Genomic DNA, 25,130 nt, shown 5'->3' with positions numbered 1-25,130 from the left:
GCCGCGCATCCGGTCTGGCAATTGCCCAAGTCAGGCAAAAATCATCGAGCTCAATTTGCGACGGCCGTTCAGCACGATTGGATCATTGGCGGCCAACGCGTCAAAGATCGTGAAAAGCTGCTGTTTGGCGGCGCCGTCGTTCCACTCGCGGTCGCGTTTGAACAGCTCCAGCAATTGGGTCACGGCCTCTTCAACCTCCCCAGCGGCATGCAGCGCGCCGGCCAGATCGAAACGGGCCTGATGGTTGTTCTCATCCGCGGCCAAGGCGGCCTTTAGCTCATCCAGCGGGCCGGAGTTTGCGGCCTGACGGGCCAGTTCCAGCTGGGCAAAGGCAGCCTCAATCGGAGCGGCGCCGGAAATCTCGGCGGGCACACCGTTCAGCACGGCCTCGGCCTGATCCAATGCACCCCCTGCAATCTGGCAACGGGCCAGACCGGCATAGGCGGCAGCGTTGGCCTGATCTTCTTCGATGATGGCCGCAAAGGTCTGGGCAGCGTCTTCAATCGCGCCCTCTGCCAGCATTTCTTCGGCGGCGGCCAATGCGTCGCCCAGTCCGCCGCTGGCGTCACCGCCCCCGGCTTCAATGGCCTTATTCACAAAGGCTTCGATTTCCGAGGCGGGCAAAGCCCCCTGGAACATGTCGACCGGACGGCCTTTGACAAAGGCCACAACGGTGGGGATCGACTGCAGTGGCAGGCCTTGCTGCGCCAATGCTGCGGCCAGCTGCTGGTTCTGATCCACATCGATCTTGACCATTTTGACCGCGCCTTTGGCTTTGGTCACAATGTCTTCCAACATCGGGCCAAGGGTTTTGCAGGGGCCACACCAGGGCGCCCAGAAATCGACGATCACCGGCACCTCATTGGAGGCATCCACCACATCCGCCATGAAGTTGGCTTCGGTCACGTCTTTGATCAGATCAGCCGCAGGGGCCGCGTTTTGTCCAAGTTCCAGCATGGTGCTATCCCGGCTAAATTCGTGTTGCCCCCTATATGAGGGGCAACGCCACGAATTCAAAGGGGCAAATGCGTTCTGAAAGGTTTGTAGGCCTTACAAATCAAACGTCGCAAAGACCGGCGCATGGTCTGAGGGTTTTTCCCAGCCGCGTGCGTCGCGCAAGACGCGGCTGCCGTGACCGGCGTTTGAAATGTCGGGCGTGGCCCAGACGTGATCCAGACGGCGGCCTTTGTCGGCGGCGTCCCAGTCGCGGGCGCGGTAGGACCACCAGCTATAAAGCAGGCCTTCGGGAATGTCCTGACGGGTCACATCAACCCATTTGCCAGCCTCCATCACGTCATGCAGGTGATCGACCTCAATCGGCGTGTGGCTGACGATTTTCAGCAGCTTTTTGTGATCCCAGACGTCATCTTCACGCGGCGCGATGTTCAGATCGCCGACCAGAATGGATTTCTCCGGGGCGTCCTTGGCAAACCAGTCGCGCATCTCCGTCAGGTAGTCGAGCTTCTGGCCAAACTTCTCATTGATCTCGCGGTCCGGTTTGTCACCGCCCGCAGGGACGTAGAAATTGTGGATCGTCACGCCGTTTTCCAGCCGTCCCGCGATGTGGCGGGCATGGCCGAGGCTGGCGAAATCTTCGCTGCCGGCTTCTTCGATTGGCAGTTTTGACAGGATCGCCACGCCGTTGTAGCCCTTCTGGCCGCGCGCTACCATGTGGTGGTAGCCCAGCTCTTTGAAGGCCTCCATCGGGATCTTCTCAACCGGGCTCTTACACTCCTGCAGGCACAGCACATCGGGGCCTTCTTCTGCCATCAGCTTGCAGACAATCGGTTCACGCAGGCGGACCGAGTTGATGTTCCAGGTGGCAAGGGTGAAGGACATGGGGCTGCTCCGAGGTTCGCGTTTGCAACAGGGGTAACATGGTGAACAAGCCGTGAACACCCCTTCTGACCCGGCAATCAATTCTTGCCTCACAGATGCAGATTTTTCTTGCCAAACACGGGCGATTGCGATCACCGTTTTCCGGCAAGACCATGAAAGGAAGTCAGATGCCAGTTGTGGTTGGGCGCCAATCGGGGCACCCCTACAAAAAGGTTCATGACTGGTGGCCACCGCCCGCGGTGCGTGCCGCCTGAACGGGCGTTTTTCCCCCAAATTCAACACCTTTCATGGAGAACCCCATGACCAACGCACATCTCTGCGCCGATACGGGCGTGGTGCAACTGACCTTTGATGATGGTGCCACAGGCACCTTCCCTTTCCTCTGGCTGCGCGACAATGATCCGGCTGGATTTCATCCCGATACCAAGGAACGTGTGGCCGACCTCAGCGCCATTCCTCTGGACATTCAGGTGACGCAGGCCACGGTGGATAACGGCGCGCTGTCCCTGACTTGGCAAGATGCCGTGACCACCCGCTATGATCTTGGCTGGTTGGCTGGGCATCGCCCCGGCCACCGGATGGCGGATCCGGCCAAATCGGGTGTGAGACCGTGGCGCGCTGATATGGTGGCGGATGCGGTGCCGCGGCTGCATGCGGCGGATGTTCTGGCCTCGGATGCGGCGCTGCGGGACTGGCTGTTGGCGACCCAGCGCAGCGGCCTGTCGGTGATCGACGGGCTGCCGGATGAACCGGAGGCGGGCATTGACGTGGCCAAGCGCATCGGGTTCCTGCGTGAAACCAACTTTGGCGTCACCTTTGAGGTCAAGTCCAAACCGAACCCCAACAACCTGGCCTATACGCCGATCGCTCTGCCGCTGCATACCGACCTCACCAACCAGGAACTGCCGCCGGGGTTCCAGTTCCTGCATTGCCTGGCCAATGAGGCGACAGGGGGCGGGTCGCTGTTCAGTGACGGTTTTGCCGTGGCCGAGGATCTGCGTGTCGCGGACCCTGAAGCGTTTGAGTTGCTTTCCACCGTCACAGTGCCGTTCCGGTTTCAAGATGACGACTATGACATCCGGTCGCGCAAGCAGGTGATCACCTTGGATGAGGACGGCGCGTTGAAAGAGATCTGTTTCAACGCTCATATCGCCAGCATCCTCGACATCGATCCTGATTTGATGCCGCGCTACTACGCCGCCTATCGCACCTTCATGCAGATGAGCCGCGATCCGGCCTATTTGGTGACGTTCAAGCTGCAAGCTGGGGAGATGGTGGTGTTTGATAATCGTCGCGTTCTGCATGGGCGCGAGGCCTTTGATCCCAACACCGGCCGTCGTCATCTGCGGGGCTGCTATGTCGACCGTGGGGAATTTGAAAGCCGCCTGCGCGTGCTGTCGCGTTAAGGCCACTGGCGGAGGCCATCTGGCCTCCGTCTACCTTCGGATCTTCGGCGTCTTCTTGTGCCAGAAAGCACCGTATTCTTCCCGCAGCGCTTGATAATCGTTCACACGTTGGCTGACCTCAGTGCCACCGGTGCGGTAAAGCGCGGCCACCAGTGCTTCGATCACAGCAAATCCTCCGGCGTAACACCCGAATTGGTGGGTCGAGTGTGAGGACACTCGGATCATGAAGTCGGGGTTGATATTGGCGACATTCAGTTCCCCATCACTGAGCAACACAACTGTGGCCCGATGTTCCTGTGCAAAGCGCAGCGCATTGATGGTGTCGGCACTGTTTGGTGGGAAGGTGATGGCAAACAACAAATCGCCCGGCCCAATGTCCATCAGGTCATCCATCGGGCTGCCCATGTGGCGCGGCACGAGCGACAGCTGGGGCAGGGCCATGCGGCCGACATAGTCAAAGTAGTAGGCCAGCGCATAGCTGGCCCGAGTTGCCGTGACAAAAACACGCTCTGCGGACCGCAGCGCTTCGGCGATACGCAGCGCTTTGTCCGGTCCCAGCAATTGCAGGGATCTGCCGACAACACTCAATTCATTTCGAATGACTTCCGCGGTGGTACGGCTGGCGTCAGAGCCTTCCTGCGTTTGGGGATCCTCTTCAGAAAGGCCGGCCAGATAGGTAGAGGCAATGGCATTGCGAAATGGGCTGCGCAGGTCGGAAAACTGCTCGAACCCTAGAATTTCAGCCAAACGAACAAATGTTCCGGCGCTGACATTGGCCTTCTCGGCGCTCACCCTGATCGGGTCGAGGCCAAAATCCACTTCGTTTTCAATAATATACGTTGCTGCTGCCTGGATCCGTTTGGGATAACGGTTGAGCTGGCTACGGAGCTTCTTCTTCAGGTTCTCTCGGAGTGTCGGGTCGACCATAAAAAAGAACATGTGTTCCGAAATAGCAGAAGTCAAAAAACGAGACTTTGGGTTACGCTAGGTCAATCAACGTGATTCGGATGGTTCAGACACCTCATGTGCATCGATTGGCCTCACATCTTCTACCGATTGTGCTGCAGCGCTTTCATAGCGCTGCCGCCCGTTGTCATTCCCTAGTTGGTGCTGCCGCACTGGCCCAAGGGAGGACCGGGCGGCGGACGTTCTAAGTGGGGAAACAACTGGGTGAACAGGTGCACGGGAGGGTGTCATGCCGATTATCCAAACAAATTTGCCAAGCGTGGGCTTGGCCCATTGGCAGGTGCGCGAAAGCCACTGCGAAAGCGACATCATTGAGGCGGCTCTAGGGTTGCGGGGCACCCCGTTGCGGGAGTTGCCGCAGGTGCTGTTGCTTGATTTTTCAGAGATGGCGAGCTTTGCCATTTCCATGCAGCGCGGAATCCTGGCCTTGCAGGCCCTGGCACAGGCGCTGACGCCCGGCAACCGATCGTTGCAGGTGGTTCTGATTGCGCCCTGCAAGATGTGCCAGGATGTAGGCAAGCTGTATGTGTCCGTCTTGGGCAACCTGCCGCATGTCGATGTGTCGGTGGTTGATCGGGCAACCAGTCTGACGCAGATCGTGGGGCTGGCGGGCGATCTGGCGAAACGGGCACGGGTGGTTGAAGCGGCGGCACCCGAACCCAAAACCGCTCCCAAACAGCCTGTAACACAGTCCAGCGCCAGTGAAGAGGATCACAAATCCCGGCGCGCGCGGCTGCGTCGGTCACAAGCGGTTCTGATGGGGGAACCTGTCTGCAGCTGCGGCGCACATGTGTACGGCTTGGAGGTGGGCTTTGGGTGCGAGTGCAGCCAAGAAAACTGGCAGGCACACAATGCAGAAAACGCCCCAACCGAACCTTGCAAGTCCAGCTGAGGCGCTTGGGCCAGCAGCGCATTAGCACCGCTGGCCGAGGCCTGAGTTGTTGGTGCAGCAGCTGCCTGATCTGCGCTGCGGTGCGGGGCCTTTAGCGGGCCGCCGGATTGAAGCGGATCCGGTAGACCTCGGCCCCGTCACCAGGGGCTACACGCAGCTCTTCTGCGGCATCCGTCCAGGGATAGAGCGCCAGGGATTTGCCCTGGTGGTTGGTCCGTTTGTTGTCGTCAGAGACTTTCAGATCGATGATCGGCGGCTGCGGCAAGGACTGGGTTGCGGCAATCACCAGCGCGTAGTCGTGATCGGTGTTGAGCACCAATACCTCGTCATGTGCATCGACAAAATGGCCGCCCGTGAACATCTCAAAGCTGGCGTCACGTTCTTCGACAACCTCCAGAAAGCGGGGGTCGGTATGGAAGCCTGCGTGGGCTTCGGCGCTGGGCCAGCTGGAGAATACGCCGCTGGCGGGCTTTACGCCGGTGCCGCTGGCATCCACCACCACAAAGCCAGCCGCGGTTTCGTTGCCATGTTCTGCCATGACCGGGCCCATTGCGGCAAAGTAGGGACCATACATCCAGGCCATTTTGTCTTCGGCCACTTTGCCTGCGGCCCATTCCAGACGACGATCTGCGCTCAGTTTCATCTCTACGGTCATTGTTCGCTCCAGTGTGTGCTGTTTTCCGTTGACCCAGATGTAAGCGATGCGTCCTTGGTTGAAAATTGAAGAGATTGGGGGTATGTGGTGCAAAAATGAACCGATAGAATTGCTGGAACACCAGAGGCACCGCGCCATGACTGACCTTGACTGGAACGACATCCGAATCTTTCTGGCGCTTTATCGTGGTGGAACAGTACGCCGCGCGGGAGAGGAGCTGGTGATGAGCCATTCCACCGTTTCGCGCCATCTGACCGAACTGGAAACCAGCCTTGGGGCGGTTTTGTTCACCCGCTCCCGCGATGGGCTGTTGCCGACGAATATGGCCAAACAGATCCTCGCCAAGGCAGAGCAGGTTGAGGCGAATGTTCTGGACCTGCAACGGTCTGCTGTCAGCCTCGACAGTACACTGACCGGCAAAATACGGGTGACCTGCCCGCCGTTGTTGTCACAGATGATGCTGATGCCAATCATTGCTGATTTCACCCGCAGCTATCCCGGAGTCGATATTGAGGTGACTAGCAGCTATTCGTTTGAGGATCTGATGCGCGGGCGCGTCGACGTGGCCCTCAGGGTGCAAAGCGCACCGGATGAAAACCTTGTGGGGCGCCGCCTGCCGGACTTCACCGAATATGTTTACGCCTCCCCAGAATATATCGAACAACATTGGTTTGAAGGGGAGGAAACCAATGCCGAGTGGCTGGGGTTTGGCGGTGGGGCTGAGTGGACTAAATCCTCACCGTTTCCACGTGCAAAACTGCGCCATGAGATCGGCGAATTGATTGCGCTGGGCCAAGCCGCTGCTGCGGGGATGGGGATGGCCATTCAGCCCTGCTATTACGCTGATCAGCAGGAGGGGTTGGAGCGGGTGCCTGGAACTGGCCCCGTCGCCAAGCGGCCACTTTGGGCCCTGACCCACCCGGATCTGCGCAACTCGGCGCGGATCAAAACCTTCATGCGCTTTCTGGTGGATGAGATCCTGAAACAAGCCCCGCGGATCACCGGAACTCCTGTCTGAGGCCGTTGCCAAAACTGCAGCAAAAAAACACCCGGGCCGAGGCCCGGGTAAGTCCAACAGGGAGGTGCATAAGATTAACCGCTTATGCGACGGTGTTCGGATCAGGGGCAGGGAGGGAGGAGTTGCCAGCGATCCTGAAAACTTTACGCCACTAATTTATACCCGCCAGATTCGGTTATGAGAAGACGCGCATTAGAAGGGTCGGGCTCTATCTTTTGACGCAAACGATAGATATGAGTCTCTAAAGTATGTGTCGTAACCCCGGCATTGTACCCCCAGACCTCATGCAGCAGCACATCACGTGGCACCACACCCTCGGACGAGCGGTAGAGGAATTTCAGAATATTGGTCTCTTTCTCGGTCAGGCGAATCTTGCGTTCGTCCTCCGTGACCAGAAGCTTCATCGCTGGACGGAATGAATACGGCCCCAGTTGGAACACAGCGTCCTCGCTCTGTTCATGCTGGCGCAGCTGGGCGCGAATGCGGGCCAGCAGAACCGGAAAACGGAAGGGTTTGGTGACATAGTCATTGGCACCCGCGTCCAGACCCAGAATGGTGTCCGCGTCGCTGTCATGGCCCGTCAACATCAGGATCGGACTTTTGACACCCTGCTTGCGCATCAGCTTGCACAGCTCTCTTCCGTCGGTGTCAGGCAATCCGACATCCAAGATGATCAGGTCATAAAGACCCTCTTTCACCTTCACCATGGCAGAGGCCCCGCTGTCGCCCTCAAAGACGTCAAAGTCTTCGGTCATGACCAGCTGCTCGCTCAGCGCTTCGCGCAGGTCGTCGTCATCATCGACAAGCAGGATCTTTTTCAGCTGTGCCATTGGGGCTCCTCCGTTTGCTTGGCCTAGAGATGCGCACGTATCACGCGCAGGACAAGATTTGCTGCAATCGTCTCACGCGGTCGTGTTCTGGGCAGCGCAATTGTTTCAATCTGTTTCCAAAAGCGCTACATGAGGAGCCCGAGCAAGGAAAGATCCGCCAATGTCATTTGCCCCAGACGTGACCGAAATCATCGCCCGCGCCCGTGCCGATCTGCGCATGGGGGTACCGGTGGTGCTGACATCCAATGGCCAGGGGGCCCTGATGATGGCGGTTGAAACGGTGGAGGCACAGCGCCTTGCGGATCTGCGTGCACTTGGTGGACAGCCGGTGCTGGCAATCACCGCGCGTCGAGCCGAGACCTTAAAGGCCCGGGTCTATGATGGCGATATCGCCCGCATCGCGGTGCCCGAAGGGGTGCCCTGTGATTGGCTGCGCGCCATTGCCGACCCGGCGGACGATATGTCGAACCCGATGAAGGGGCCGCTAAAAACCCTTCGTGAAGGCGGGGCCGATCTGCACCGCGTGGCCATTGCGTTGGCCAAATCAGCCCGCTTGCTGCCCTCCGCCCTGATGTTGGATATCCCGAATTCTACTGGGTTTGCTGCCGCCAATATGCTGACCACCGTACCGGCCGATCTGGCAGGTCCCCTGTTGTTGCAATCACCACAGCCGCATCCTGTTGTCTCCGCCCGCCTGCCGGTGGAAGCTAGCGAAGCCGGCCGCCTGCATATTTACCGCCCCGAAGATGGCGGTGAGGAACACTACGCTTTTGAAGTTGGCGCGCCAGCGCGGGATGAACCGGTCCTGGCGAGGCTGCATTCGGCATGCTTCACTGGTGATGTGATGGGGTCTCTGAAGTGTGACTGTGGTCCGCAACTGCGCGGTGCACTGGCGCAGATGGGCGAGGAGGCCGCGGGGGTGCTGCTTTACCTGAACCAAGAAGGGCGCGGCATTGGGTTGGCGAACAAAATGCGGGCCTATTCTTTGCAGGACCAGGGGTTTGATACAGTGGAAGCCAACCACCGTCTGGGCTTTGAAGATGACGAACGCGACTTCAAACTGGGCGCCAAGATGCTGCGGTCGATGGGGTTCTCCAAGGTCCGTCTGTTGACCAACAACCCGCGCAAAATTGCAATGATGGAAAAGAACGACATCGAAGTGGTGGACCGCGTGCCGCTAAAGGTCGGCGAAAACCGGTTTAACACTGGCTATCTGGCCACTAAAGCCAAGAAATCCGGTCACCTGCTGTGACCCCGTTCGATCTGGTCCTGACCCCGCGCGGCGTCCGTTTTCAGGGCCAGACCTACCCCTGCTCCATTGGCAAAGGCGGGGTGTCTGCCCACAAACGCGAAGGTGATGGCGCCACTCCAAAGGGCATCCACTACATTGTTGGTATGCTCTACCGCGTTGACAGGCTTTGCGCGCCCAATGGCTGGTCCAGGCCGATTGGCCCCAATGACCTCTGGTCCGATGCCTCTGGGCAGCCAGACTATAACCACCCCGTCCGCGCGCCTTATGACCATAGCCACGAACGCCTGCGCCGTGCCGATCCCCTTTATGACATCGTCTGGATCACTGACTGGAACTACCCGGATGCCACCGCGGGCAAAGGCTCCGCGATCTTCCTGCACCAATGGCGCCGCCCACATTACCCGACCGAAGGCTGCATCGCCTTTCGCCGCGATCATCTGCTGAAACTGTCCCGCCGGATCGAGCCGGGCACCCGCCTGATTGTGCGCTGAGCTTTCTTCTTGGTCCAAATATCCTGGGGTGAGGGCCATCGGCCCGAGGGGCAAAGCCCCTGCTGGCAGCACCTAACCTTCAGTCTTCCCGATCACCTGCATGAGCGCTGCTTTGACCTGATCTTCCTGATCGATCTGCAGGCGCACCGGCACGGTGATGACCTTCATGCGGAAACTGTCGGGCAGGCGCACCGCGTCTTTCTCGGTGGTGACCATCTGTAGCCCTCGCAGGGAAGCTTCTTTTTCCAACCGCGTGAGCAGGCTGGGGGTCAGCGCCTGATGATCGTCCAACGCCTCGGCGCGCACCAGATCGGCGCCGAGGCCACGCAGGGTGCGGAAGAACTTCTCGGGATGGCCGATACCGGCAAAAGCCAGCACCCGTATATCGTCGAACCCCATGCCCATCTGCAACGGCTGCAGGGTGCCGGTCAAATGTGGCACTTCTTGACGGGCAATTGCATCGCCCCATGCTGCAGCAAAGCCTGTCTGTGCAGCAAGATCCCCAATCGACAGCACCATATCGGCGCGTTTCAATCCGGCCGCAACCGGTTCCCGTAGGGGGCCAGCGGGCATACAGCGCCCGTTTCCGAACCCTTTGTGCGCATCGACAACCACAATAGAGAAATCTTTGGCCAGATCGGGGTTCTGAAACCCGTCGTCCATGATGATGACACCGGCACCCAGCTCAACCGCCAGCCGGGCCCCTGCGGCGCGGTCTTTGGCCACCACCACGGTGGCGAAGGCGGCCAGCAGCAGCGGCTCGTCTCCGACATCCTCGGCCTTGTGATCCAGTGGATTGACCTGCACAGGTCCCTGCAGCTGGCCGCCATAACCACGTGACACCACAATGGGGCGCACGCCGCTGCCCATCAGCATCATCAGCAGGGCAATTGCGGTGGGGGTTTTGCCCGTTCCGCCCGCGTTCAGGTTACCGACACAGATCACTGGCACAGGGGGCCGGTAGCCGGCGTCCTTTGCCACACGTTTCGCGGTCAGATGAGCGTAAAGCGCACCCAGAGGCGCCATCAAACGGGCTTGCAAGCCGGGTCGATTGGCCGGGTTGAACCAGAAACGGGGTGGTTGCATCAGCCCAGCCCCCCAAGGTCCAGCGTGTCCTGGATCATCTCGATCACCTCATCGGTCACTTCCGCCCCTGTCGAGCTGACCTCCCAGCCGGCATGGGCCATCGCAGCCACCTGATCAGCCGCAGACAGCGTGCTGAGCGCAGAGGCAAGGCTGTCGGCATCTTTGACGATGCGCGCTGCGCCTGCTTTTACAAAGCGGCTGTAGGCGGTCAGGTAACGGCCCACATTTGGGCCATACAGAATGGCGGAGCCAAGCGCGGCAGGTTCATAGGGATCACGACCGCCAAAGCCCGCGACCAGTGAGCTGCCCATGTAGGTGACCGGTGCCAAGCGATACCAAAGGCCCATTTCGCCATGTGTATCTGCCAGCAAAACCTGCGTGTCCTCCACCGGATCGTCACCTTCGGACCAGACCGCTACACGCCAGCCCCAACCGCGCAACCGGTCGGCCATAACGGGGCCGTCGGCCTCATCATCGGGCACCACGATCAACAACTGTCGGTGCGACAGGCGCTGCGCGGCCTTATGCGCCTGCGAAACCATGCCCAGCTCATCCATCTGCACCATCGCGGCCAGCCAGACCGGACGGTTGCCGAAACACTTGGCCAAATCGCTGCGGGTGGTTTCATCACAGGGCAGGGCGGCGCTGCCTTCCTGCATCTGGCCAGCAACCTGAATAGCGCTGCGAGAAATGCCGATCCGGCCCAGCCGTTGTGCTGCCGCCTGATCCACCGCCACAATCCGCACAAACCGGCGCAGCACCGAACGGCTCATGTCGGGCAACCAGCGGAACCGGGCGTCCTCCAGAGCATCGGCTTCGGCGTCCAGCAGGAACAGAGGCATATCCCGTCGCGCTGCCATCTCAATGGCCGCCGGACGCAAGTGACCCGAGGCCCATAGCCCCAGATCGGGGCGCCAATGGTCAAAAAAGCGGGTGAGGTCGGGCACGCTGTCGTCAGGGATGACCTGCCAGTGCATATTGCCCTTCACATGATCCGGGCGCGGCAGGCCGGGCGGTGTGGTCAGCAATAGATGGACGCCGGGGCGCTGCGCTTCGAGCAGGGTAAACAGCTGCATCAGCGCCGCGGCTTTTTCCAATGAGGGCGCATGGGCCCAGATCAGCTCGCCCTCAGGCCGGGAGGCGTCAAACGCCTCTTCCTGCCGCGATCCACGTCGGGCCAGCGCCATATAGGCCGCAAGACTGAGGGACCGCGCCATGAGGGATCGAGCCGTTGTTTAGCCGAGTTCTTCGGTGGTGGAGACTTCCTGCTCTTCGTCGCGCAGACGGTGGATATGCGCGATGTAGTACCGCATGTGGGCGTTATCCACGGTCTTTTGCGCTTCGGCTTTCCAGGCGTCATAGGCCGCTTGGTAGTTCGGGAACATACCGACGATATGGATGTCATCGACGTCTTTGAACACGTTTTTGGACGGATCGACAAGTTCACCACCGAAAACAAGGTGCAGGCGTTGGGTCATGAGGAGGTCTCCTGAAAGATTGACGGCAATTTAGGCGCTTGGCCGCTGCGCTGCAAGGCGATGGTTCAGCTGCGCGCTGTGCGTTGCGCCACGGGCAGGTCGGCACAGCGCCAATCGCCAAACCCCCCTTTGAGGGAGGCAGTTTTCAGACCCATCCGTTGCGCCACCTGTGCGGCCAGCAGCGACCGCCAGCCAGAGGCGCAATAGAATAGAAAGGTTTGGTCTGTGGCGAACCAGGCTTTGTGATAGGGGCTTTCGGGGTCGATCCAAAACTCAAGCATCCCGCGCGGGGCGTGTTTTGCATCCGGAATGAAGCCATCGCGCTCCAACTCTCTTGGATCACGGATATCGACAAACACGACCTCAGGATCATTCAGCCTGGCTGCGGCCTCTTCGTGACTCAGCGACGTCACCTCGGCCTGCGCCTCGGCCAACATCTGTTTGTATCCAATTGCCATTCAGACCTCTCCCTTGGGCTGCGAAGTGACCAAACGTGATGACAGCCCCGCGTGCAGCGCGGGGCCGGCGGCGACCACCCCCCTTACTTGCGGGTGCGGATTGTTGAAACGCAGAGGATGGCCATAAATGTCGGTCACGGTTGCGCCTGCCTCTGTCAGGATCAGGGAGCCGGCGGCGATATCCCACTCCCAGCTGTCGCGCAGCGTCAGCATGGCGTCAAACCGGCCCTGGGCCACCAGGCTAAGCCGGTAGGCCAGTGACGGGCGGTAGACCCGTTCCACATCGGGCACCTTGCCCTCAACCCAGTGGTGCGCGGTGTAATTCGGTTTGGCCGCAAGGACAGAGGCCCCTTCGACCTGCTGGCGCTGCGACACCGAAATCGGCGTGCCGTTGAGGGTCGCGCCAAGTCCACGTCCCGCAGCATACAGCCGGTCCACTTCGGGCAGATAGACCACAGCGGCGGTGACCTCACCCTGTTCGGCGATGGCAATGGAATGCGCCCAATAGGCCGCGCCCTGAATGAAACTGCGGGTGCCGTCGATGGGGTCAACGATAAAGACCCGGTCCTGACCCAAGCGCTTCTCGCTGTCCTCGCTCTCTTCGGACAGCCAGCCATAGTCCCTGCGCGCACCGGTCAGTTCCCGGTGCAGCACCGCGTTCACCGCCAGATCCGCCTCGGTCACTGGGCCAAGGTCATCGGGTTTGTCCCAGGCCTTGGCCTGAGGGCCGCTGAATTTCAGTGCTGTTTCTCCCGCCGCACGGGCAGCGTGGATCAACAGGTCCAGATCAGTCGCCGGCAAGGGTCATCCCCTCAACCAGCAGCGATGGCACAACGCGGCTCAGGTGCAGACGGGCGTCATTGGCTGGAATGATCCGTTTCAGAATGTCCCGCAGGTTGCCTGCGATGGTACATTCATTGACCGGATACTGAATCTCGCCATTTTCGACCCAGAAACCCGCCGCACCACGGGAATAATCGCCGGTGTTGGGATTGATGGTGGAGCCGATCATCGAAGTCACTAACAGGCCGGTGCCCATCTGCGCCAGCAGGTCATCGCGGCTGGCCGTGCCTTGGGTTAGGGCAATGTTCCAAGGGCTGGGTGTCGGCGGGGCCGAGGTGCCACGGGCCGCGTTGCCGGTGGATTGCAGGCCCAGCTTGCGGGCGGTGGCCAGATCCAGCGTCCAACCGGTCAGCACACCGTCCTCAACGATTTTGCGCTTCTGGGTTGGCAGGCCTTCGGCATCGAAGGGGCGTGATCCGGCGGTGCGGGCGCGATGCGGGTCTTCGAGCAGGTCGATCCCTTTGGGCAGAACCTGCGTGCCATCGGCCCCCAGCAACCATGAAGAGCCGCGCGCAATCGCGCTGCCATTGGCGGCGGCCAGCAAATGTCCGATAAGCGAGGAGGAAATGCGTTCGTCAAACAGCACCGGATAGGTGCCGGTCTGCGGCTTACGGGCGCCAATCCGTTCGACGCAGCGCTGGGCGGCGGTTTCGCCGATGTCTTCGGGGCTGCGCAGGTCGGATTGAAAGATCCGCATGTCGCCATCGTGGTCCCGCTCCATCCCGGTGCCTTCGCCGGCGATGGCCACACAGCTGGTCGCGCGGTCCGAGCGCATGTAGCCGCCCGCAAACCCATTGCTGGCGGCAAGATGGACCTCGCGGCTGCCATAGGCGGCCGATGCGGATTGCACCTGCGTGACACCCTCTACGGCGCTTGCTGCGGCTTCGGCGCGGCGGGCATCCTCTTGCAGCGCGGCGGGGTCTGGTTCGGCGGTTGGGTCATAGAGTTCCAGCGCGTCGACATCCCAGGAGGTTGCCAGTTGATCGGCATCGGCCAGGCCGATATGGGGATCTTCCGGCGCTTCTTTGGCCATCGCAACGGCGCGTTCGGCCATGGCCCGCAATGTGTCGGGGCGGGTGTCCGAGGCCGAGACATTGGCCTGACGCTGGCCAACAAAGACACGCAGGCCAATGTCAGTGCCTTCCGACCGTTCCGCCTGTTCCAGAACCCCGTTGCGCACGTCGATATTGACCGAGGTGCCTGCCACCGCCATTGCATCCGCCGCATCGGCGCCAGCGTCTTTCGCCGCTTTCAGAAGGGCTTGGTTCAGCTCGGCAAGGGAGGGGGTAGGGGAACGGGTCATCGGTAGCCTCTCAACTGATTATCCCTCTGAGGTAGACCGCGATGGCCACGGGTGCAAGTTTTGCGGCAAAAGAAGCGATAAAACCCGAGGGGGAAACGAAAAAGGCCGGGGAATCCCCGGCCTTTCTGGATTGATTGAAGCAGCGCTTATTTCAGGCGCATGCCGTTGGCCATGACGTGGCCTTCAGCGTTGACCTCAATGGTGGACTGCAGGCTGTCTTCGCCTTCACCGGGAACGGTGAACATGCCCATCATCATGCGCGCGCCCATCACGTCTTCTTCTGAGGCCATGCCCATCGCAACAGCCTTGTCCATCAGCGCATTGGCACCGGTCAGGTAAAGCTCAACCGAGCCTTCCGGACGCGGCAGGCCGTCAAAGCTCTGCAGGTCGCTGTTGTCGAAGGTGAATGCGCCGCTGCCGTTCAGCTCGGCACCGACCATGCTGACATGGATGTCGTTGATCGAAACCGAATGCAGTTCGCCCGGCTCGCCGTCCATCATCATCATCGCTTCGGGATCAAAGATGTTGGCCATGATTTTCACAGTGCCGGTCACGTCAAAGCTGACGGTTGCCGGATCCCGCGGCAGTTGGCCGGTTGGGTCGGCGATCGACCACAGCATATCCGGTACCGCCAGTTCACCGATGGTCACCGCCAGTTTGAAGTCCTGCTCTTCTTCGGATTGGGCCAGCGGGACGTCCAGCTGAATCGCGGTTTCGCCCAGTTCGTAGGACACTGGGAAAGGCACCTCTGGCACCTGCATCGAAACGCTGGTGTCATAGGAATTCTGAACCAGCGAGAAGCCGGCAGAATCGAAAGCAAACCCGAAGTTGCCGCTTGCCGCGCTTTGGGTGCCGGACATGCGTTCGCCATCGATGTTGGTGTCAAAGGCGGCTTCCAGACCGTCATGTGCAAATCCAAAATCGAAGGCCAGACCGTCCGCCATCGCTTTGCCGAAGTCTTCGGGATCCATTGCCAATGGGAAGGCGGAAATGCTCTCGAAGTTCACATCATTGAAGGTCAGGTTCAGCTTGGCCCCTTCGCCGCTGCCTTCGGGATCCTGCACATCCACATTCATGACCAGCTGATCTGCGCTGAAATCCTGATCGGAGTTTACCAGCTCTTCTCCTGAGATCAGCGAGTTGCCCTGGGCGTTGATCAGCGACATGCTGATCTCCCCCAAATCGATCGCTTCGCCTTCGGCCACGATCCCGTCCAGCGACATTTCCACCGAGGCTGCGGAATAGGCGTAGTTGATCGCCCCCGGCTCACCCGAGGCAACCATGCTGAGGCCCACGGTGTTGTAGTTGATCTTCACTTCACCGGAATCGTATTCGTCGGCAAATTTGATCACCATCGGATAGTTCGCGGGCATTTCCAGCGCGACGGTGCCGTCACCTTTGTCAACAAAGGTAAAGCCGGGCATGGTCATTTCGGCGGTTGCGTCTTCCTCGGGGATGTCGATGTTCATCACCAGATCCGAGATTTTCAGATCATTGCCCTGCTGGGTTTCTGTTGCGGTGATTTCATAGCCGAAGGGTTCCATCTGGGCGAGCCAGTTTTCCCAGACCTGCTGGGGGGTCACATCGGCAGAGGCGGCGGTGGTCCCAAGCAGCAGGGCCGCAACAATCGGGGAGTGTTTTGTCAGAGTGGATTTCATGAAAAGGGCCTTTCTGTTGCAAAAATAATTGGCAGTAGCTTCTGCCTTTAAGTGAGTCTGGTCAAGGTCTTGCACTCTGGACCCTTGACCCGGACGTGGTTACCACTGGGGGTTAGCAAGGGAGTTAATGATGGCTGAATTCAAGAACAAGACCGTATTGATCACGGGCGCTTCTCGCGGCATTGGCGAGGCGGCTTCCCGCCTATATGCAGAAGCGGGTGCCAACGTGGTGATGATGGCACGCAGCGGTGACCGGATTGCTGCCATCGCCGAAGAGATCGGCGCAATGGCGCTGACCGGTGATGTGGCTAGTTACGCTGATATGCAGGGTGCAATTGCCAAGGCCGTTGATGCCTTTGGCAGCCTCGACATTCTGATCAACAACGCCGGGGTTATTGAGCCCATCGGGCCGCTCTCTTCGGTCACGCCCGAAGGCTGGGGATCGGTGATCGACATAAACATCAAGGGCGTGTTCAACGGGATGCATGCGGCCCTGCCGGTGATGGAGAAGGCTGGTGGCGGCACAATCATCACGATTTCGTCAGGCGCGGCCCATAACGCATTGGAAGGCTGGAGCGCTTACTGCACCTCGAAAGCTGGGGCGGCAATGCTGACCCGCTGCGCCGATCTGGAATACCGTGGCAAGGGCATCCGTATCATGGGCTTGTCGCCGGGCACTGTGGCCACCCAGATGCAGAAAGAAATCAAAGCCAGCGGCATCAACGCCGTTTCGCAGTTGAACTGGGAAGATCACATCCCCGCCGATTGGCCCGCACGCTGCCTGATGTGGATGTGTGGCGCAGCCGGTGACGATCTGATGGGCCAAGAGGTCAGCCTGCGCGATGAGGCCGTGCGCAAGGCGGTGGGGCTGGTATGATCGAGGTCATCGATCAGGACGGCTGCCGCATTGTGACGATCAACCGTCCTGAGAAGGCCAATTCGTTGACGGCAGAGATGCTGGAACGCCTGTGCGAGATCGCGGAAGGGGCGGGCGATGTGCCCGTCCTGATCCTGACCGGTGCGGGTAAGGTGTTTTCCGCTGGGGCCGATCTGGAAGAGGCCAAGGCTGGCCTGGCCATCTCGGATCTGTGGGAACGTCTGTCCGGTGCCATTGCGGCACTGCCGGGTCTAACCATCGCGGCGTTGAACGGCACTTTGGCCGGCGGCGCAAATGGCATGGCGCTGGCTTGTGATCTGCGGATTGCCGTGCCGGGGGCTAAATTCTTCTATCCGGTAATGAAACTTGGCTATCGCCCGCAACCGTCCGATCCCGCCCGTATGGCGGCGCTGATTGGGCCGGCGCGGACCAAGCTGATCCTGATGGGCGGCCAGAAGATTGCCGCCAATGAGGCCCTGCGGTTTGGTCTGATCGACCGCATTGTGGAAGATGACGTTGTCTCTGCCGCGCGGGAAATCGCGGAGGACACGTTGAACGCGGATCCCGACATTGCCCGCGCCATCAAAGAGATGTGTAACGGCGCGGGTGGGAAGGCGCGCTGATGTCTGACATCGAAGACGACTGGCGCAACTGGGAAGAAGACGGGCTGGCGTTTGAAGACGCTCTGGCCGAGGCAATTGAAGCTTGGGATGGCAAATCCAAAGCCGATATTGTCGAAGTTCATGATCAATTGTCGGCGGCGGATGAGGACTACCTTGATAAACTTGTCGACTACATCGCCGAAGACGACCTGTCGGACGGGGCCACCTGGCTGCTGAAGCACGCGCTGGAGAACGGGACCAAGGTGGCTGATCTGCCCGACCTGTCCGACGCGCTGGAGGCCGCAACCCATTCCCCCCGCTGGCCAACACAGCTGCATCTGCTGCAGGTCCTGCCACGTCTGGATCTGGCAGGGGATCTGCGCCAACCGGCGCAGGGGCTGGTCTTTACCGCGCTGGGCAGCAAACGCGCGATGGTGCGGGCTTGGGCCTATGCTGGGGCGAACCAGCTGGCAACGACCCATGCGGATCTGCGGATGCGGGTGATGAAGATCCTTGAACGCGCTCGGGATGAGGAAACCACCGCCTCAGTGCAGGCGCGGTTGAAGCACTGCCGTTTCTGACCTCACGCAGGGGGCGGGCGGGCTTTTTTGAGTATTTGGGGCAAGATGAAAAGGCGCGGCGTCTGCCCTCAGTCCCCCGTCAGCGACCGCGCCGATTGCCTGTGCTGCGGGCGTTGAAATCAGGCGGGCGTTTTGCAACCCAGCCGAAGAATTTGGCCAAATGCGGATGGCCGCGCAGCGCGTCAATGGTGGCATAGCTGCGGGCGATTTCGGCCTCGCTCAAGGTGGCGTGAATTTCTTTGTGACAGATGTGGTGCAGCAAAACGGTGGGGCCGCCTTTGCCACCTTTCAACTTTGGCGTCAGGTGGTGACGGCTTTGCGGCACTTCTGGCGGTATCTCGCGCAGGCAAAGCGGACAGATTGGTGGGGCATCGGGCATGATTCACATCTTCCGGCTTGTTCTGTCCGCCGAGGCGCGGCAAGAGAGAGATAAGGTATTTTGACAGTGTTTCGGGGGCTTGGGGCAAATGAATTTTGATGTAAGCGGCCAGCCGCAGATTGTGCAGCAGGCCTATGGGCTTTTGCTGCAGGCCTGGGAACTGGCGCAGGGTTGGCTGTTGTCGCCTGCCGCCTGGTCGCAGTTTGCGCTGTTGATGGTGGCCTGGTTCGGGGCACGGTTTGCCAACAAACGGTTGCAGCCCTTCCTGACCAAATGGCTGAGCCCAGAGGCGGCGGCCAGCTATCTGGACAAAGCACGTCTGTTCCTGCGGCAGTTCCTGCCCTTGCTGCTACCGCTACTGGCCTTTGTCTTTACCAGTTTGGGCGAAAGTGTGGTGCGGTCGCTGTTTGACAGCGGGGCCGTGATTGCTTTTGGCAAACGTCTGTTCCTGTTTGTGGCGGTGCGGGCGATGGTGCGCGACATCATCAAGGATCCGTTGTTCAACCTGCTGGGTCGCTATGTGTTGGTGCCCATTGCGGCGATCTATGCGCTGGGTCTGTTGGAGTTTGCCTCGGCCCGGCTGGATGGCACGGTGGTGCCGCTGGGCAACCTGTCCTTCTCACTGCTGGATCTGCTGCGGTTTGTGATTGTCGGCGGCATTATTTTCTGGCTGGGCCGGTGGTCGAACGATCAGTCCTCAAGCCTGATCCAGAAACAAGAGGCGATGCGCCCTGCCACCCGGCAGCTGGCAGCCAAAGCGGCCGAAATCGGCATTTTCGGCGTCGCCTTCCTGGTGTTCATGAACATCATGGGTATCCCGCTGACCTCACTTGCGGTGCTGACCGGTGCCATTGGTGTGGGTCTGGGCTTTGGTTTGCAGAAGATCGCATCAAACTTCATCTCTGGCGTGATTCTGCTGCTAGAAGGGCAGGCCACCGTCGGTGACTATGTTGAGCTGGATGGCGGTGAGGCGGGCACCATTGTCAAGATGACCGCGCGGGCCGCGATTTTGGAAACCTATGATGGCCGCTGGATTGTGGTGCCGAACGAGGATTTCATCACCACCCGTGTGGTCAACTATTCCGATCAGGGCAGCGCCAACCGATATGAGGCGCCGTTTTCGGTCAGCTATGACACCGACATCAACAAAGTGCCCGAGATCATCGAGGCTGCGGTGGCAAAACTGGACTTTGTGCTGGATGACCCTGATGGACCGGACTGCGAGCTGCGCGGCTTTGGCGACAGCGGCATAGACTTTGCGGTGGAGTTCTGGGTCAACGGCATCGACGATGGCCGCAACAAATACACCCCGAAGGTGCTCTTTGCCGTCTGGAACGCCCTGAAAGACGCAGGCATCGAAATCCCCTACCCGCATCGTGTGGTTGAGATCAAAGGCGGGGCCCTGCCATGAGTTTTGCGCTGGTCATTGGAGCCGGCCCTGCGGGCTTGATGGCCGCAGAGGAGTTGGGCCGCGCCGGTCACAAGGTTGTGGTGGTCGAGGCCAAACCGTCGGTCGCGCGCAAGTTTCTGATGGCAGGTAAATCCGGATTGAACCTGACCAAGGACGAACCATCCGAAGATTTCCTGGCCGCCTATGGTGCGGCTGCGGATTGGTTACGTCCGATGCTGGCAGACTTTGGCCCTGCGCAGGTGCAGACCTGGGCTGAGGGGTTGGGGCAGCCCCTGTTTACCGGATCCTCTGGGCGGGTGTTTCCTGAGGTGATGAAGGCCTCGCCCTTGTTGCGGGCCTGGTTGCTGCGGCTGGATGGTTATGGGGTAGAGGTCCGCACGCGCTGGCGTTGGACCGGTTGGTCAGTGGAAGCGGCCCGGTTTGATTTCGAAACGCCGCAAGGGCCGCAGACATTATCGCCTGCCGTCACTGTTCTGGCCTGTGGCGGGGCCAGTTGGGCGCGGTTGGGGTCAGACGGGGCCTGGGCCGAATGGCTGCCGGAAACTGCGCCGTTTCAACCGGCTAATATGGGTTTTGAGGTGGCGTGGTCCACACATATGCAGCCACATTTCGGCCAGCCGCTGAAGAACATTGTTCTGAAGGCAGGCGACCAGCAGGTGCGGGCTGAATGTGTGCTGTCCGAACGTGGGATTGAGGGCGGCGGCATCTATGCGGTGTCCCGTGCCCTGCGTGAAGGTGCAAAACTGCATCTGGATCTGGTGCCAGACCTGTCTGAGGCGCAGCTGCGTGACCGCTTGGCCGCTGTTGGGAAGAAACAAAGCACCAAAAACCGTCTGCGCAAAGGGGCGCGGCTGGACGCCGCCAAACTGGCATTGGTGATGAAATGCGCCCGCCCTTCGCCGGTGGATTTGGCGCCTGTGCTGAAAGCTCTACCTGTGCCCTTGCAGGGCCCGCGGCCAATGGATGAAGCAATCTCAACCGCCGGCGGATTGCGACTGTCGGCCTTGGATGACGGTTTGCAGCTAAAGGCGATGCCAGCCGTCTATGCCGCCGGAGAAATGCTGGACTGGGAAGCCCCGACAGGGGGGTATCTGCTGACCGCCTGTCTGGCGACGGGGCGATGGGCAGGGATTGCCGCCGCCAAGGCGATGACGTCTGGCCAAATGGACACAACAGGCTAAGCTCTTCTCCAAAAGGAGACCGCATGCCCCTTTCAGACCACCCACACGGCGGCTGCAGCTGCCAAAAAGTCTCATTTGACCTCACCGGCCCGGTGCTGTTTCGCGCCCTGTGCCATTGTACCATCTGTCAACGTTTCAATGCGGCCCCTTACGGCGATGTGGTGGCGGTGCGGGCGCGCGATGTGTTGCTGGAAGGGGTCGAAAACATCGCCTATCGCAGCCACCGCCAGCCGCCCATCGTCAGCCGGGGACGCTGCGCCTCCTGTGATGGTGTGGCGATTGAACGATTGAACCTACCGCTGATGCCACAGGTCTATCTGTTTCCGGTTCAGACCTTTGCAGATCCGGCAGCGCTGCCGGATCCGGGATTTCACATCTTCTATGACAAACGACAGCAGGACCATGCGGATGATCTGCCCAAGTCCTCGGGCTACCTGCCAAGCGAATTGCGTTTTACGGGGGCTTTGCTGGGTTCTTTGCTGAAGCGCTGATCCGCCGCCGACGCAAAATCTGCAGAAAACACAGGCCCCAAAACCACAAAACCCCGGCGTTGCCGCCAGGGTTTGTGAGGAAAGTGGTGAGCCGTGAAGGATTCGAACCTTCGACCCACTGATTAAAAGTCAGTTGCTCTACCAACTGAGCTAACGGCCCACTCTCTCGTGTGGGGCGCTTCTAGATAGACTGGCGCGGAGGGTCAAGCGGATTCGGGAGATTTTTGTGAAGAATTTTGAATCTTTTTTCAGGGCCCTAAAGCCACCTTCTGAAACCGCCTTAAAAACCTCTGCTTTTGCGTAAGGGGAGCGGTTAAAGGGGCGGGAGGCACGCGGAAACTAGGCGTTGCAACCGCTGCATGGGGGCTTTGCGATGGGGTTGCGTGGGCCATATCTGGATTGATCGGGGAATCAGGCGTATAGGAACGCGATGGAACAGAACCGCCAAACCGCTTTGCCCTTTATGAAGATGCACGGGCTGGGAAACGACTTTGTTGTCGTGGACGCCCGCACGCGTGCTGTGCCGCTGTCCGCGGCACTGGTGATTGCGATTGCCGATCGGCGCAAGGGTGTGGGCTATGACCAGTTGGCGGTGATCGAGGCAAGCGACAACGCCGATGCGCATCTGGTGTTTTACAACGCGGATGGATCGACTTCGGCGGCCTGTGGCAATGCCACCCGCTGCATTGCACGTCACATCATGGATGAGACGGGTAAAACCGAGCTGCATCTGACCACGGATCGTGGGGACCTTTATGCACGCGATGCCGGCGACGGGCTGACCTCGGTCAATATGGGGCAACCGCAGCTGACGTGGGATGAGGTGCCGCTGGCGCAGGCGATGGACACGTTGGAACTGCCGATTGAGGGCACCCCAACGGCAACCGGCATGGGCAATCCGCATTGCACCTTCTTTGTGGAGGATGCCGAAGCGGTAGATCTGGAGGCGCGCGGCGCCGCGACCGAACATCACCCGCTTTACCCTGAGCGCACAAATGTGCAGTTCGCCAGCGTCATCGGAAAGGATCATCTGCGGATGCGGGTCTGGGAACGCGGCGTTGGGGTGACTTTGGCCTCTGGCTCGTCCTCTTGTGCAACGGCGGTGGCTGCGGCGCGGCGCGGCCTGATAGGGCGCAAGGTGCAGATTGAATTGGACGGCGGCACCATCTGGATTGACTGGCGCGAAGATGGCGTCTGGATGACCGGCGCCACCATGCATGTCTTTACCGCCGAACTGACCGCCCAGTTTCTGGAGGCCGCGTCATGACAAAACCGCCCGTCTTTGCCACCCTTGGCTGCCGTCTCAACGCCTATGAGTCCGAGGCGATGAAAGACCTCGCTGCACAGGCGGGTGTCGAAGGGGCCGTGGTGGTCAACACCTGCGCCGTGACCGCCGAGGCGGTGCGCAAATCACGGCAAGAGATTCGCAAGCTGCGCAAGGAAAACCCCGGTGCGCGGATGATCGTCACCGGTTGCGCCGCCCAGACCGAGCCCGAGACTTTCGCCAATATGGATGAGGTCGATCTGGTGATCGGCAACACCGAAAAGATGCAGCCGGAAACCTGGCAGAACATGGGGCCGAACTTCATCGGGGAGACCGAGAAGGTACAGGTGGACGATATCATGTCGGTGACCGAAACCGCCGGCCACTTGATTGACGGTTTTGGCACCCGGTCGCGCGCCTATGTGCAGGTGCAAAACGGCTGTGACCACCGCTGCACCTTCTGCATCATTCCCTACGGGCGCGGCAATTCACGCTCGGTTCCGGCGGGGGTCGTGGTGGATCAGATCAAGCGACTGGTGGACAAGGGCTACAACGAGGTGGTGCTGACCGGCGTCGATCTGACCTCTTGGGGGGCGGATCTTCCTGCAGCGCCCAAACTTGGCGATCTGGTGATGCGGATCCTGAAGCTGGTGCCGGATCTGCCGCGACTGCGGATCAGCTCAATCGATTCGATTGAGGTAGATGAGAACCTGATGCAGGCCATCGCCACGGAACCCCGTTTGATGCCGCATCTGCATCTGTCTCTGCAGCATGGCGATGACCTGATCCTCAAGCGCATGAAACGGCGCCATCTGCGCGACGATGCCATTCGGTTTGCCGAAGAGGCCCGCAAGCTGCGCCCCGAGATGACTTTTGGCGCTGACATCATCGTGGGTTTCCCAACCGAGACCGAGGCGCATTTTGAGAACTCGCTGAAGTTGGTGGAGCAATGTGACCTTACTTGGCTGCATGTCTTCCCCTATTCCAAACGCGAAGGCACTCCGGCGGCAAAGATCCCGACGCAGGTCAATGGCAACATCATCAAGGATCGCGCCGCCCGTCTGCGGGCTTTGGGGGCTCAGCAGGTGGAAAAACACCTGCAGGCGCAGCTGGGCCAGACCCATCAGATCCTGATGGAAAACCCCCATATGGGCCGGACCGCACAATTCACCGAGGTGCATTTCGACGCGCCACAGGCGGAGGGTCAGATCGTGACCGCCGTGATCAAAGGCGTGCAGGGCCAGCAGCTGACGGTCTGAGATCTGCCCAAACCGTGATCAAGGCGGCGACCAGGATCACGGCGATGCCGGTCCCGCCCCAGAGATCTGGCCAAACGCCAAACAGCAGGGCGTCAAACCCCAGGGCCCAAATCATCCCGGTGTATTCAATGGGCGCAAGGGTTGAGATCGGCGCACGTGCCACGGCCTCGACCCCGGCAATATGGGCGGCACCGCCCAGCAGCCCTGCCAAGATCAGCAATCCAAGCGTCGCGGCATCGACCGACGCCCATCCCCAAAACACACTGAGCGCCCCCAACACGCTGCAGGTGAGTGCAAAATAGAAGGCGATGGATGCTGGGGTTTCCTCGGCCACCATGCCTTTCACATGGACCCGCACAAATCCCATTGTGGCCGCGTAGCCCAGCCCCGCAGCGATGTCGATCAGTTCCAACCGGCTGCCACTAGGGCTTTGCAGGCTCGACTGTAACATCAGGAGGACGCCGACAAATCCCAGGAAACAGGCCAGCACCACCGCGCGCGCCAACCGCTCGCCCAACATGACGTTGGCCAGCGGCAGGGTGATCAAAGGTGTCAGATAGGCCAGCGCCGAGGCATTGGCGACTGGCAGATAGGCCAGAGACACAAAAGAAAACACCATCGACAGGCAGCCAAAGGCCGAGCGCAGGATATGTCCCTTCGGGTTGCGTGTTTTCAATCCGTCGCGCAGTTGGCCGCGAAGCCACAGGTAGGCCGCGATCGGGATCAGGGCGACAGCACTGCGCCAAAACACGATCTGCCCAATGGGCAAGGTCTGCGCGAGACCGTGGATCGTTGCAGACATGGCGGTGATCAGGGCAACGGCCGTGAGGCGGAGGAAAAGACCGGACATGGGGCAAATAGATTGGCAAACAGAATAAGAGCCACCTTACGCGCGGGATATTGCAATTCA

General features: G+C 60.2%; 27 protein-coding genes and 1 tRNA gene. 13 read left to right on the top strand and 15 right to left on the bottom strand.

The genetic code is table 11. The annotated features are described in order from the left end of the window. Positions 1–30 precede the first annotated feature (30 nt). Positions 31–957, bottom strand: a complete 927-nt coding sequence (locus SIC14_RS04840; protein WP_412564701.1) for a tetratricopeptide repeat protein — start codon at positions 955–957, stop codon at positions 31–33. 93 nt (positions 958–1,050) lie between these two features. Further along, positions 1,051–1,839, bottom strand: a complete 789-nt coding sequence (locus SIC14_RS04835; protein WP_412564700.1) for an exodeoxyribonuclease III — start codon at positions 1,837–1,839, stop codon at positions 1,051–1,053. Positions 1,840–2,138: 299 nt separating this feature from the next. Between SIC14_RS04835 and SIC14_RS04830 the strand changes: the two genes are divergently transcribed. Continuing rightward, positions 2,139–3,245, top strand: coding sequence for a TauD/TfdA family dioxygenase (locus SIC14_RS04830; RefSeq protein ID WP_412564699.1), 1,107 nt, complete (start codon positions 2,139–2,141; stop codon positions 3,243–3,245). A gap of 30 nt (positions 3,246–3,275) precedes the next feature. Here SIC14_RS04830 and SIC14_RS04825 read toward each other — a convergent pair whose 3' ends face one another. Further along, positions 3,276–4,184: a MurR/RpiR family transcriptional regulator gene (locus SIC14_RS04825; RefSeq protein ID WP_412564698.1), complete on the bottom strand. Its 909-nt coding sequence runs from the start codon at positions 4,182–4,184 to the stop codon at positions 3,276–3,278. Between the two features lie 256 nt (positions 4,185–4,440). Between SIC14_RS04825 and SIC14_RS04820 the strand changes: the two genes are divergently transcribed. Continuing rightward, positions 4,441–5,103: a hypothetical protein gene (locus SIC14_RS04820; protein ID WP_412564697.1), complete on the top strand. Its 663-nt coding sequence runs from the start codon at positions 4,441–4,443 to the stop codon at positions 5,101–5,103. A gap of 91 nt (positions 5,104–5,194) precedes the next feature. Here SIC14_RS04820 and SIC14_RS04815 read toward each other — a convergent pair whose 3' ends face one another. Then, positions 5,195–5,758, bottom strand: a complete 564-nt coding sequence (locus tag SIC14_RS04815; protein ID WP_412564696.1) for a hypothetical protein — start codon at positions 5,756–5,758, stop codon at positions 5,195–5,197. Between the two features lie 136 nt (positions 5,759–5,894). Here SIC14_RS04815 and SIC14_RS04810 point away from each other — a divergent pair, with 136 nt between their 5' ends. Then, positions 5,895–6,776 carry a LysR family transcriptional regulator gene (locus tag SIC14_RS04810; RefSeq protein WP_412564695.1) on the top strand — a complete coding sequence of 294 codons (882 nt, stop codon included), beginning with the start codon at positions 5,895–5,897 and terminating at the stop codon, positions 6,774–6,776. 143 nt (positions 6,777–6,919) lie between these two features. Here the strand turns inward: SIC14_RS04810 and SIC14_RS04805 are convergent, their stop codons facing one another. Next, entirely contained in the window at positions 6,920–7,606 is a 687-nt protein-coding gene (locus SIC14_RS04805) for a response regulator transcription factor (RefSeq protein WP_412564694.1), read from the bottom strand. Between the two features lie 160 nt (positions 7,607–7,766). On the opposite strand from SIC14_RS04805, the gene ribA reads away from it, so the two are divergent. Both ribA and SIC14_RS04795 read left to right on the top strand, forming a co-directional pair. Beyond that, positions 7,767–8,858 (top strand): GTP cyclohydrolase II, encoded by a 1,092-nt coding sequence (gene ribA, locus SIC14_RS04800; RefSeq protein ID WP_412564693.1) that lies wholly within the window; start codon positions 7,767–7,769, stop codon positions 8,856–8,858. After that, positions 8,855–9,349: a L,D-transpeptidase family protein gene (locus SIC14_RS04795; RefSeq protein ID WP_412564692.1), complete on the top strand. Its 495-nt coding sequence runs from the start codon at positions 8,855–8,857 to the stop codon at positions 9,347–9,349. Before ribA ends, SIC14_RS04795 begins: the two co-directional genes overlap by 4 nt. Positions 9,350–9,421: 72 nt before the next feature. On the opposite strand, the gene lpxK is transcribed toward SIC14_RS04795, so the two are convergent. From lpxK to SIC14_RS04760, 7 genes are all read right to left on the bottom strand, one after another. After that, a complete protein-coding gene (gene lpxK, locus SIC14_RS04790) occupies positions 9,422–10,435 on the bottom strand; it encodes a tetraacyldisaccharide 4'-kinase (protein ID WP_412564691.1) in 1,014 nt (337 codons plus the stop codon). Next, entirely contained in the window at positions 10,435–11,652 is a 1,218-nt protein-coding gene (locus SIC14_RS04785) for a 3-deoxy-D-manno-octulosonic acid transferase (RefSeq protein WP_412564690.1), read from the bottom strand. Before SIC14_RS04785 ends, lpxK begins: the two co-directional genes overlap by 1 nt. Before the next feature lie 18 nt (positions 11,653–11,670). After that, entirely contained in the window at positions 11,671–11,913 is a 243-nt protein-coding gene (locus tag SIC14_RS04780) for a DUF4170 domain-containing protein (protein ID WP_412564689.1), read from the bottom strand. Positions 11,914–11,978: 65 nt separating this feature from the next. Continuing rightward, positions 11,979–12,371, bottom strand: a complete 393-nt coding sequence (locus SIC14_RS04775) for a rhodanese-like domain-containing protein (RefSeq protein ID WP_412564688.1) — start codon at positions 12,369–12,371, stop codon at positions 11,979–11,981. After that, positions 12,372–13,172 carry an inositol monophosphatase family protein gene (locus SIC14_RS04770; RefSeq protein ID WP_412564687.1) on the bottom strand — a complete coding sequence of 267 codons (801 nt, stop codon included), beginning with the start codon at positions 13,170–13,172 and terminating at the stop codon, positions 12,372–12,374. Next, a complete protein-coding gene (locus tag SIC14_RS04765) occupies positions 13,159–14,517 on the bottom strand; it encodes a TldD/PmbA family protein (RefSeq protein WP_412564686.1) in 1,359 nt (452 codons plus the stop codon). Before SIC14_RS04765 ends, SIC14_RS04770 begins: the two co-directional genes overlap by 14 nt. 146 nt (positions 14,518–14,663) lie before the next feature. Next, the gene (locus tag SIC14_RS04760; protein WP_412564685.1) at positions 14,664–16,175 is read right to left on the bottom strand and encodes a DUF2125 domain-containing protein; all 1,512 of its coding nucleotides are present in this window, start codon (positions 16,173–16,175) and stop codon (positions 14,664–14,666) included. 130 nt (positions 16,176–16,305) lie between these two features. Between SIC14_RS04760 and SIC14_RS04755 the strand changes: the two genes are divergently transcribed. Genes SIC14_RS04755 through SIC14_RS04745 form a run of 3 tightly spaced genes read left to right on the top strand, consistent with a single transcriptional unit; the run spans position 16,306 to position 18,235 of the window. Continuing rightward, on the top strand, positions 16,306–17,052 hold the full coding sequence (locus SIC14_RS04755) for an SDR family oxidoreductase (protein ID WP_412564684.1): 747 nt from the start codon (positions 16,306–16,308) through the stop codon (positions 17,050–17,052). Next, entirely contained in the window at positions 17,049–17,675 is a 627-nt protein-coding gene (locus SIC14_RS04750; RefSeq protein ID WP_412564683.1) for an enoyl-CoA hydratase/isomerase family protein, read from the top strand. The genes SIC14_RS04755 and SIC14_RS04750 overlap by 4 nt, the downstream gene beginning before the upstream one ends. Beyond that, on the top strand, positions 17,675–18,235 hold the full coding sequence (locus tag SIC14_RS04745) for a hypothetical protein (protein WP_412564682.1): 561 nt from the start codon (positions 17,675–17,677) through the stop codon (positions 18,233–18,235). Before SIC14_RS04750 ends, SIC14_RS04745 begins: the two co-directional genes overlap by 1 nt. A gap of 79 nt (positions 18,236–18,314) precedes the next feature. On the opposite strand, the gene SIC14_RS04740 is transcribed toward SIC14_RS04745, so the two are convergent. Next, entirely contained in the window at positions 18,315–18,614 is a 300-nt protein-coding gene (locus SIC14_RS04740; protein ID WP_412564681.1) for an HNH endonuclease, read from the bottom strand. A gap of 88 nt (positions 18,615–18,702) precedes the next feature. Between SIC14_RS04740 and SIC14_RS04735 the strand changes: the two genes are divergently transcribed. Genes SIC14_RS04735 through SIC14_RS04725 form a run of 3 tightly spaced genes read left to right on the top strand, consistent with a single transcriptional unit; the run spans position 18,703 to position 21,697 of the window. After that, positions 18,703–20,025 (top strand): mechanosensitive ion channel family protein, encoded by a 1,323-nt coding sequence (locus tag SIC14_RS04735; protein ID WP_412564680.1) that lies wholly within the window; start codon positions 18,703–18,705, stop codon positions 20,023–20,025. Further along, entirely contained in the window at positions 20,022–21,206 is a 1,185-nt protein-coding gene (locus SIC14_RS04730; protein ID WP_412564679.1) for a TIGR03862 family flavoprotein, read from the top strand. The genes SIC14_RS04735 and SIC14_RS04730 overlap by 4 nt, the downstream gene beginning before the upstream one ends. A gap of 23 nt (positions 21,207–21,229) precedes the next feature. Then, positions 21,230–21,697: a GFA family protein gene (locus SIC14_RS04725; RefSeq protein ID WP_412564678.1), complete on the top strand. Its 468-nt coding sequence runs from the start codon at positions 21,230–21,232 to the stop codon at positions 21,695–21,697. A gap of 84 nt (positions 21,698–21,781) precedes the next feature. On the opposite strand, the gene SIC14_RS04720 is transcribed toward SIC14_RS04725, so the two are convergent. Continuing rightward, positions 21,782–21,857 (bottom strand) — tRNA-Lys (locus SIC14_RS04720). A gap of 270 nt (positions 21,858–22,127) precedes the next feature. On the opposite strand from SIC14_RS04720, the gene dapF reads away from it, so the two are divergent. Both dapF and mtaB read left to right on the top strand, forming a co-directional pair. Continuing rightward, positions 22,128–22,964, top strand: coding sequence for a diaminopimelate epimerase (gene dapF / locus SIC14_RS04715; protein ID WP_412564677.1), 837 nt, complete (start codon positions 22,128–22,130; stop codon positions 22,962–22,964). After that, positions 22,961–24,220 (top strand): tRNA (N(6)-L-threonylcarbamoyladenosine(37)-C(2))-methylthiotransferase MtaB, encoded by a 1,260-nt coding sequence (gene mtaB / locus SIC14_RS04710; RefSeq protein ID WP_412564676.1) that lies wholly within the window; start codon positions 22,961–22,963, stop codon positions 24,218–24,220. The genes dapF and mtaB overlap by 4 nt, the downstream gene beginning before the upstream one ends. Here mtaB and SIC14_RS04705 read toward each other — a convergent pair. After that, positions 24,186–25,022, bottom strand: coding sequence for a DMT family transporter (locus SIC14_RS04705; RefSeq protein WP_412564675.1), 837 nt, complete (start codon positions 25,020–25,022; stop codon positions 24,186–24,188). The genes mtaB and SIC14_RS04705 overlap by 35 nt on opposite strands. Positions 25,023–25,130 lie beyond the last annotated feature (108 nt).

The sequence above is a fragment of the Thalassobius sp. MITS945101 genome (assembly GCF_047123305.1).
In the GTDB taxonomy this organism is placed as follows: domain Bacteria; phylum Pseudomonadota; class Alphaproteobacteria; order Rhodobacterales; family Rhodobacteraceae; genus Thalassobius.
The sequence above is the reverse complement of the archived record's forward strand: the minus strand, read 5'-3'. Positions and strand labels throughout refer to the sequence as shown.

Bases quoted from the DNA above. Each gene is read 5' to 3' on its own strand.
- SIC14_RS04840 (WP_412564701.1), bottom strand. From the start codon at position 957: ATGCTGGAACTTGGACAAAACGCGGCCCCTGCGGCTGATCTGATCAAA.
- SIC14_RS04835 (WP_412564700.1), bottom strand. From the start codon at position 1,839: ATGTCCTTCACCCTTGCCACCTGGAACATCAACTCGGTCCGCCTGCGT.
- SIC14_RS04830 (WP_412564699.1), top strand. From the start codon at position 2,139: ATGACCAACGCACATCTCTGCGCCGATACGGGCGTGGTGCAACTGACC.
- SIC14_RS04825 (WP_412564698.1), bottom strand. From the start codon at position 4,184: ATGTTCTTTTTTATGGTCGACCCGACACTCCGAGAGAACCTGAAGAAG.
- SIC14_RS04820 (WP_412564697.1), top strand. From the start codon at position 4,441: ATGCCGATTATCCAAACAAATTTGCCAAGCGTGGGCTTGGCCCATTGG.
- SIC14_RS04815 (WP_412564696.1), bottom strand. From the start codon at position 5,758: ATGACCGTAGAGATGAAACTGAGCGCAGATCGTCGTCTGGAATGGGCC.
- SIC14_RS04810 (WP_412564695.1), top strand. From the start codon at position 5,895: ATGACTGACCTTGACTGGAACGACATCCGAATCTTTCTGGCGCTTTAT.
- SIC14_RS04805 (WP_412564694.1), bottom strand. From the start codon at position 7,606: ATGGCACAGCTGAAAAAGATCCTGCTTGTCGATGATGACGACGACCTG.
- ribA (WP_412564693.1), top strand. From the start codon at position 7,767: ATGTCATTTGCCCCAGACGTGACCGAAATCATCGCCCGCGCCCGTGCC.
- lpxK (WP_412564691.1), bottom strand. From the start codon at position 10,435: ATGCAACCACCCCGTTTCTGGTTCAACCCGGCCAATCGACCCGGCTTG.
- SIC14_RS04785 (WP_412564690.1), bottom strand. From the start codon at position 11,652: ATGGCGCGGTCCCTCAGTCTTGCGGCCTATATGGCGCTGGCCCGACGT.
- SIC14_RS04780 (WP_412564689.1), bottom strand. From the start codon at position 11,913: ATGACCCAACGCCTGCACCTTGTTTTCGGTGGTGAACTTGTCGATCCG.
- SIC14_RS04775 (WP_412564688.1), bottom strand. From the start codon at position 12,371: ATGGCAATTGGATACAAACAGATGTTGGCCGAGGCGCAGGCCGAGGTG.
- SIC14_RS04765 (WP_412564686.1), bottom strand. From the start codon at position 14,517: ATGACCCGTTCCCCTACCCCCTCCCTTGCCGAGCTGAACCAAGCCCTT.
- SIC14_RS04760 (WP_412564685.1), bottom strand. From the start codon at position 16,175: ATGAAATCCACTCTGACAAAACACTCCCCGATTGTTGCGGCCCTGCTG.
- SIC14_RS04755 (WP_412564684.1), top strand. From the start codon at position 16,306: ATGGCTGAATTCAAGAACAAGACCGTATTGATCACGGGCGCTTCTCGC.
- SIC14_RS04750 (WP_412564683.1), top strand. From the start codon at position 17,049: ATGATCGAGGTCATCGATCAGGACGGCTGCCGCATTGTGACGATCAAC.
- SIC14_RS04745 (WP_412564682.1), top strand. From the start codon at position 17,675: ATGTCTGACATCGAAGACGACTGGCGCAACTGGGAAGAAGACGGGCTG.
- SIC14_RS04740 (WP_412564681.1), bottom strand. From the start codon at position 18,614: ATGCCCGATGCCCCACCAATCTGTCCGCTTTGCCTGCGCGAGATACCG.
- SIC14_RS04735 (WP_412564680.1), top strand. From the start codon at position 18,703: ATGAATTTTGATGTAAGCGGCCAGCCGCAGATTGTGCAGCAGGCCTAT.
- SIC14_RS04730 (WP_412564679.1), top strand. From the start codon at position 20,022: ATGAGTTTTGCGCTGGTCATTGGAGCCGGCCCTGCGGGCTTGATGGCC.
- SIC14_RS04725 (WP_412564678.1), top strand. From the start codon at position 21,230: ATGCCCCTTTCAGACCACCCACACGGCGGCTGCAGCTGCCAAAAAGTC.
- dapF (WP_412564677.1), top strand. From the start codon at position 22,128: ATGGAACAGAACCGCCAAACCGCTTTGCCCTTTATGAAGATGCACGGG.
- mtaB (WP_412564676.1), top strand. From the start codon at position 22,961: ATGACAAAACCGCCCGTCTTTGCCACCCTTGGCTGCCGTCTCAACGCC.
- SIC14_RS04705 (WP_412564675.1), bottom strand. From the start codon at position 25,022: ATGTCTGCAACGATCCACGGTCTCGCGCAGACCTTGCCCATTGGGCAG.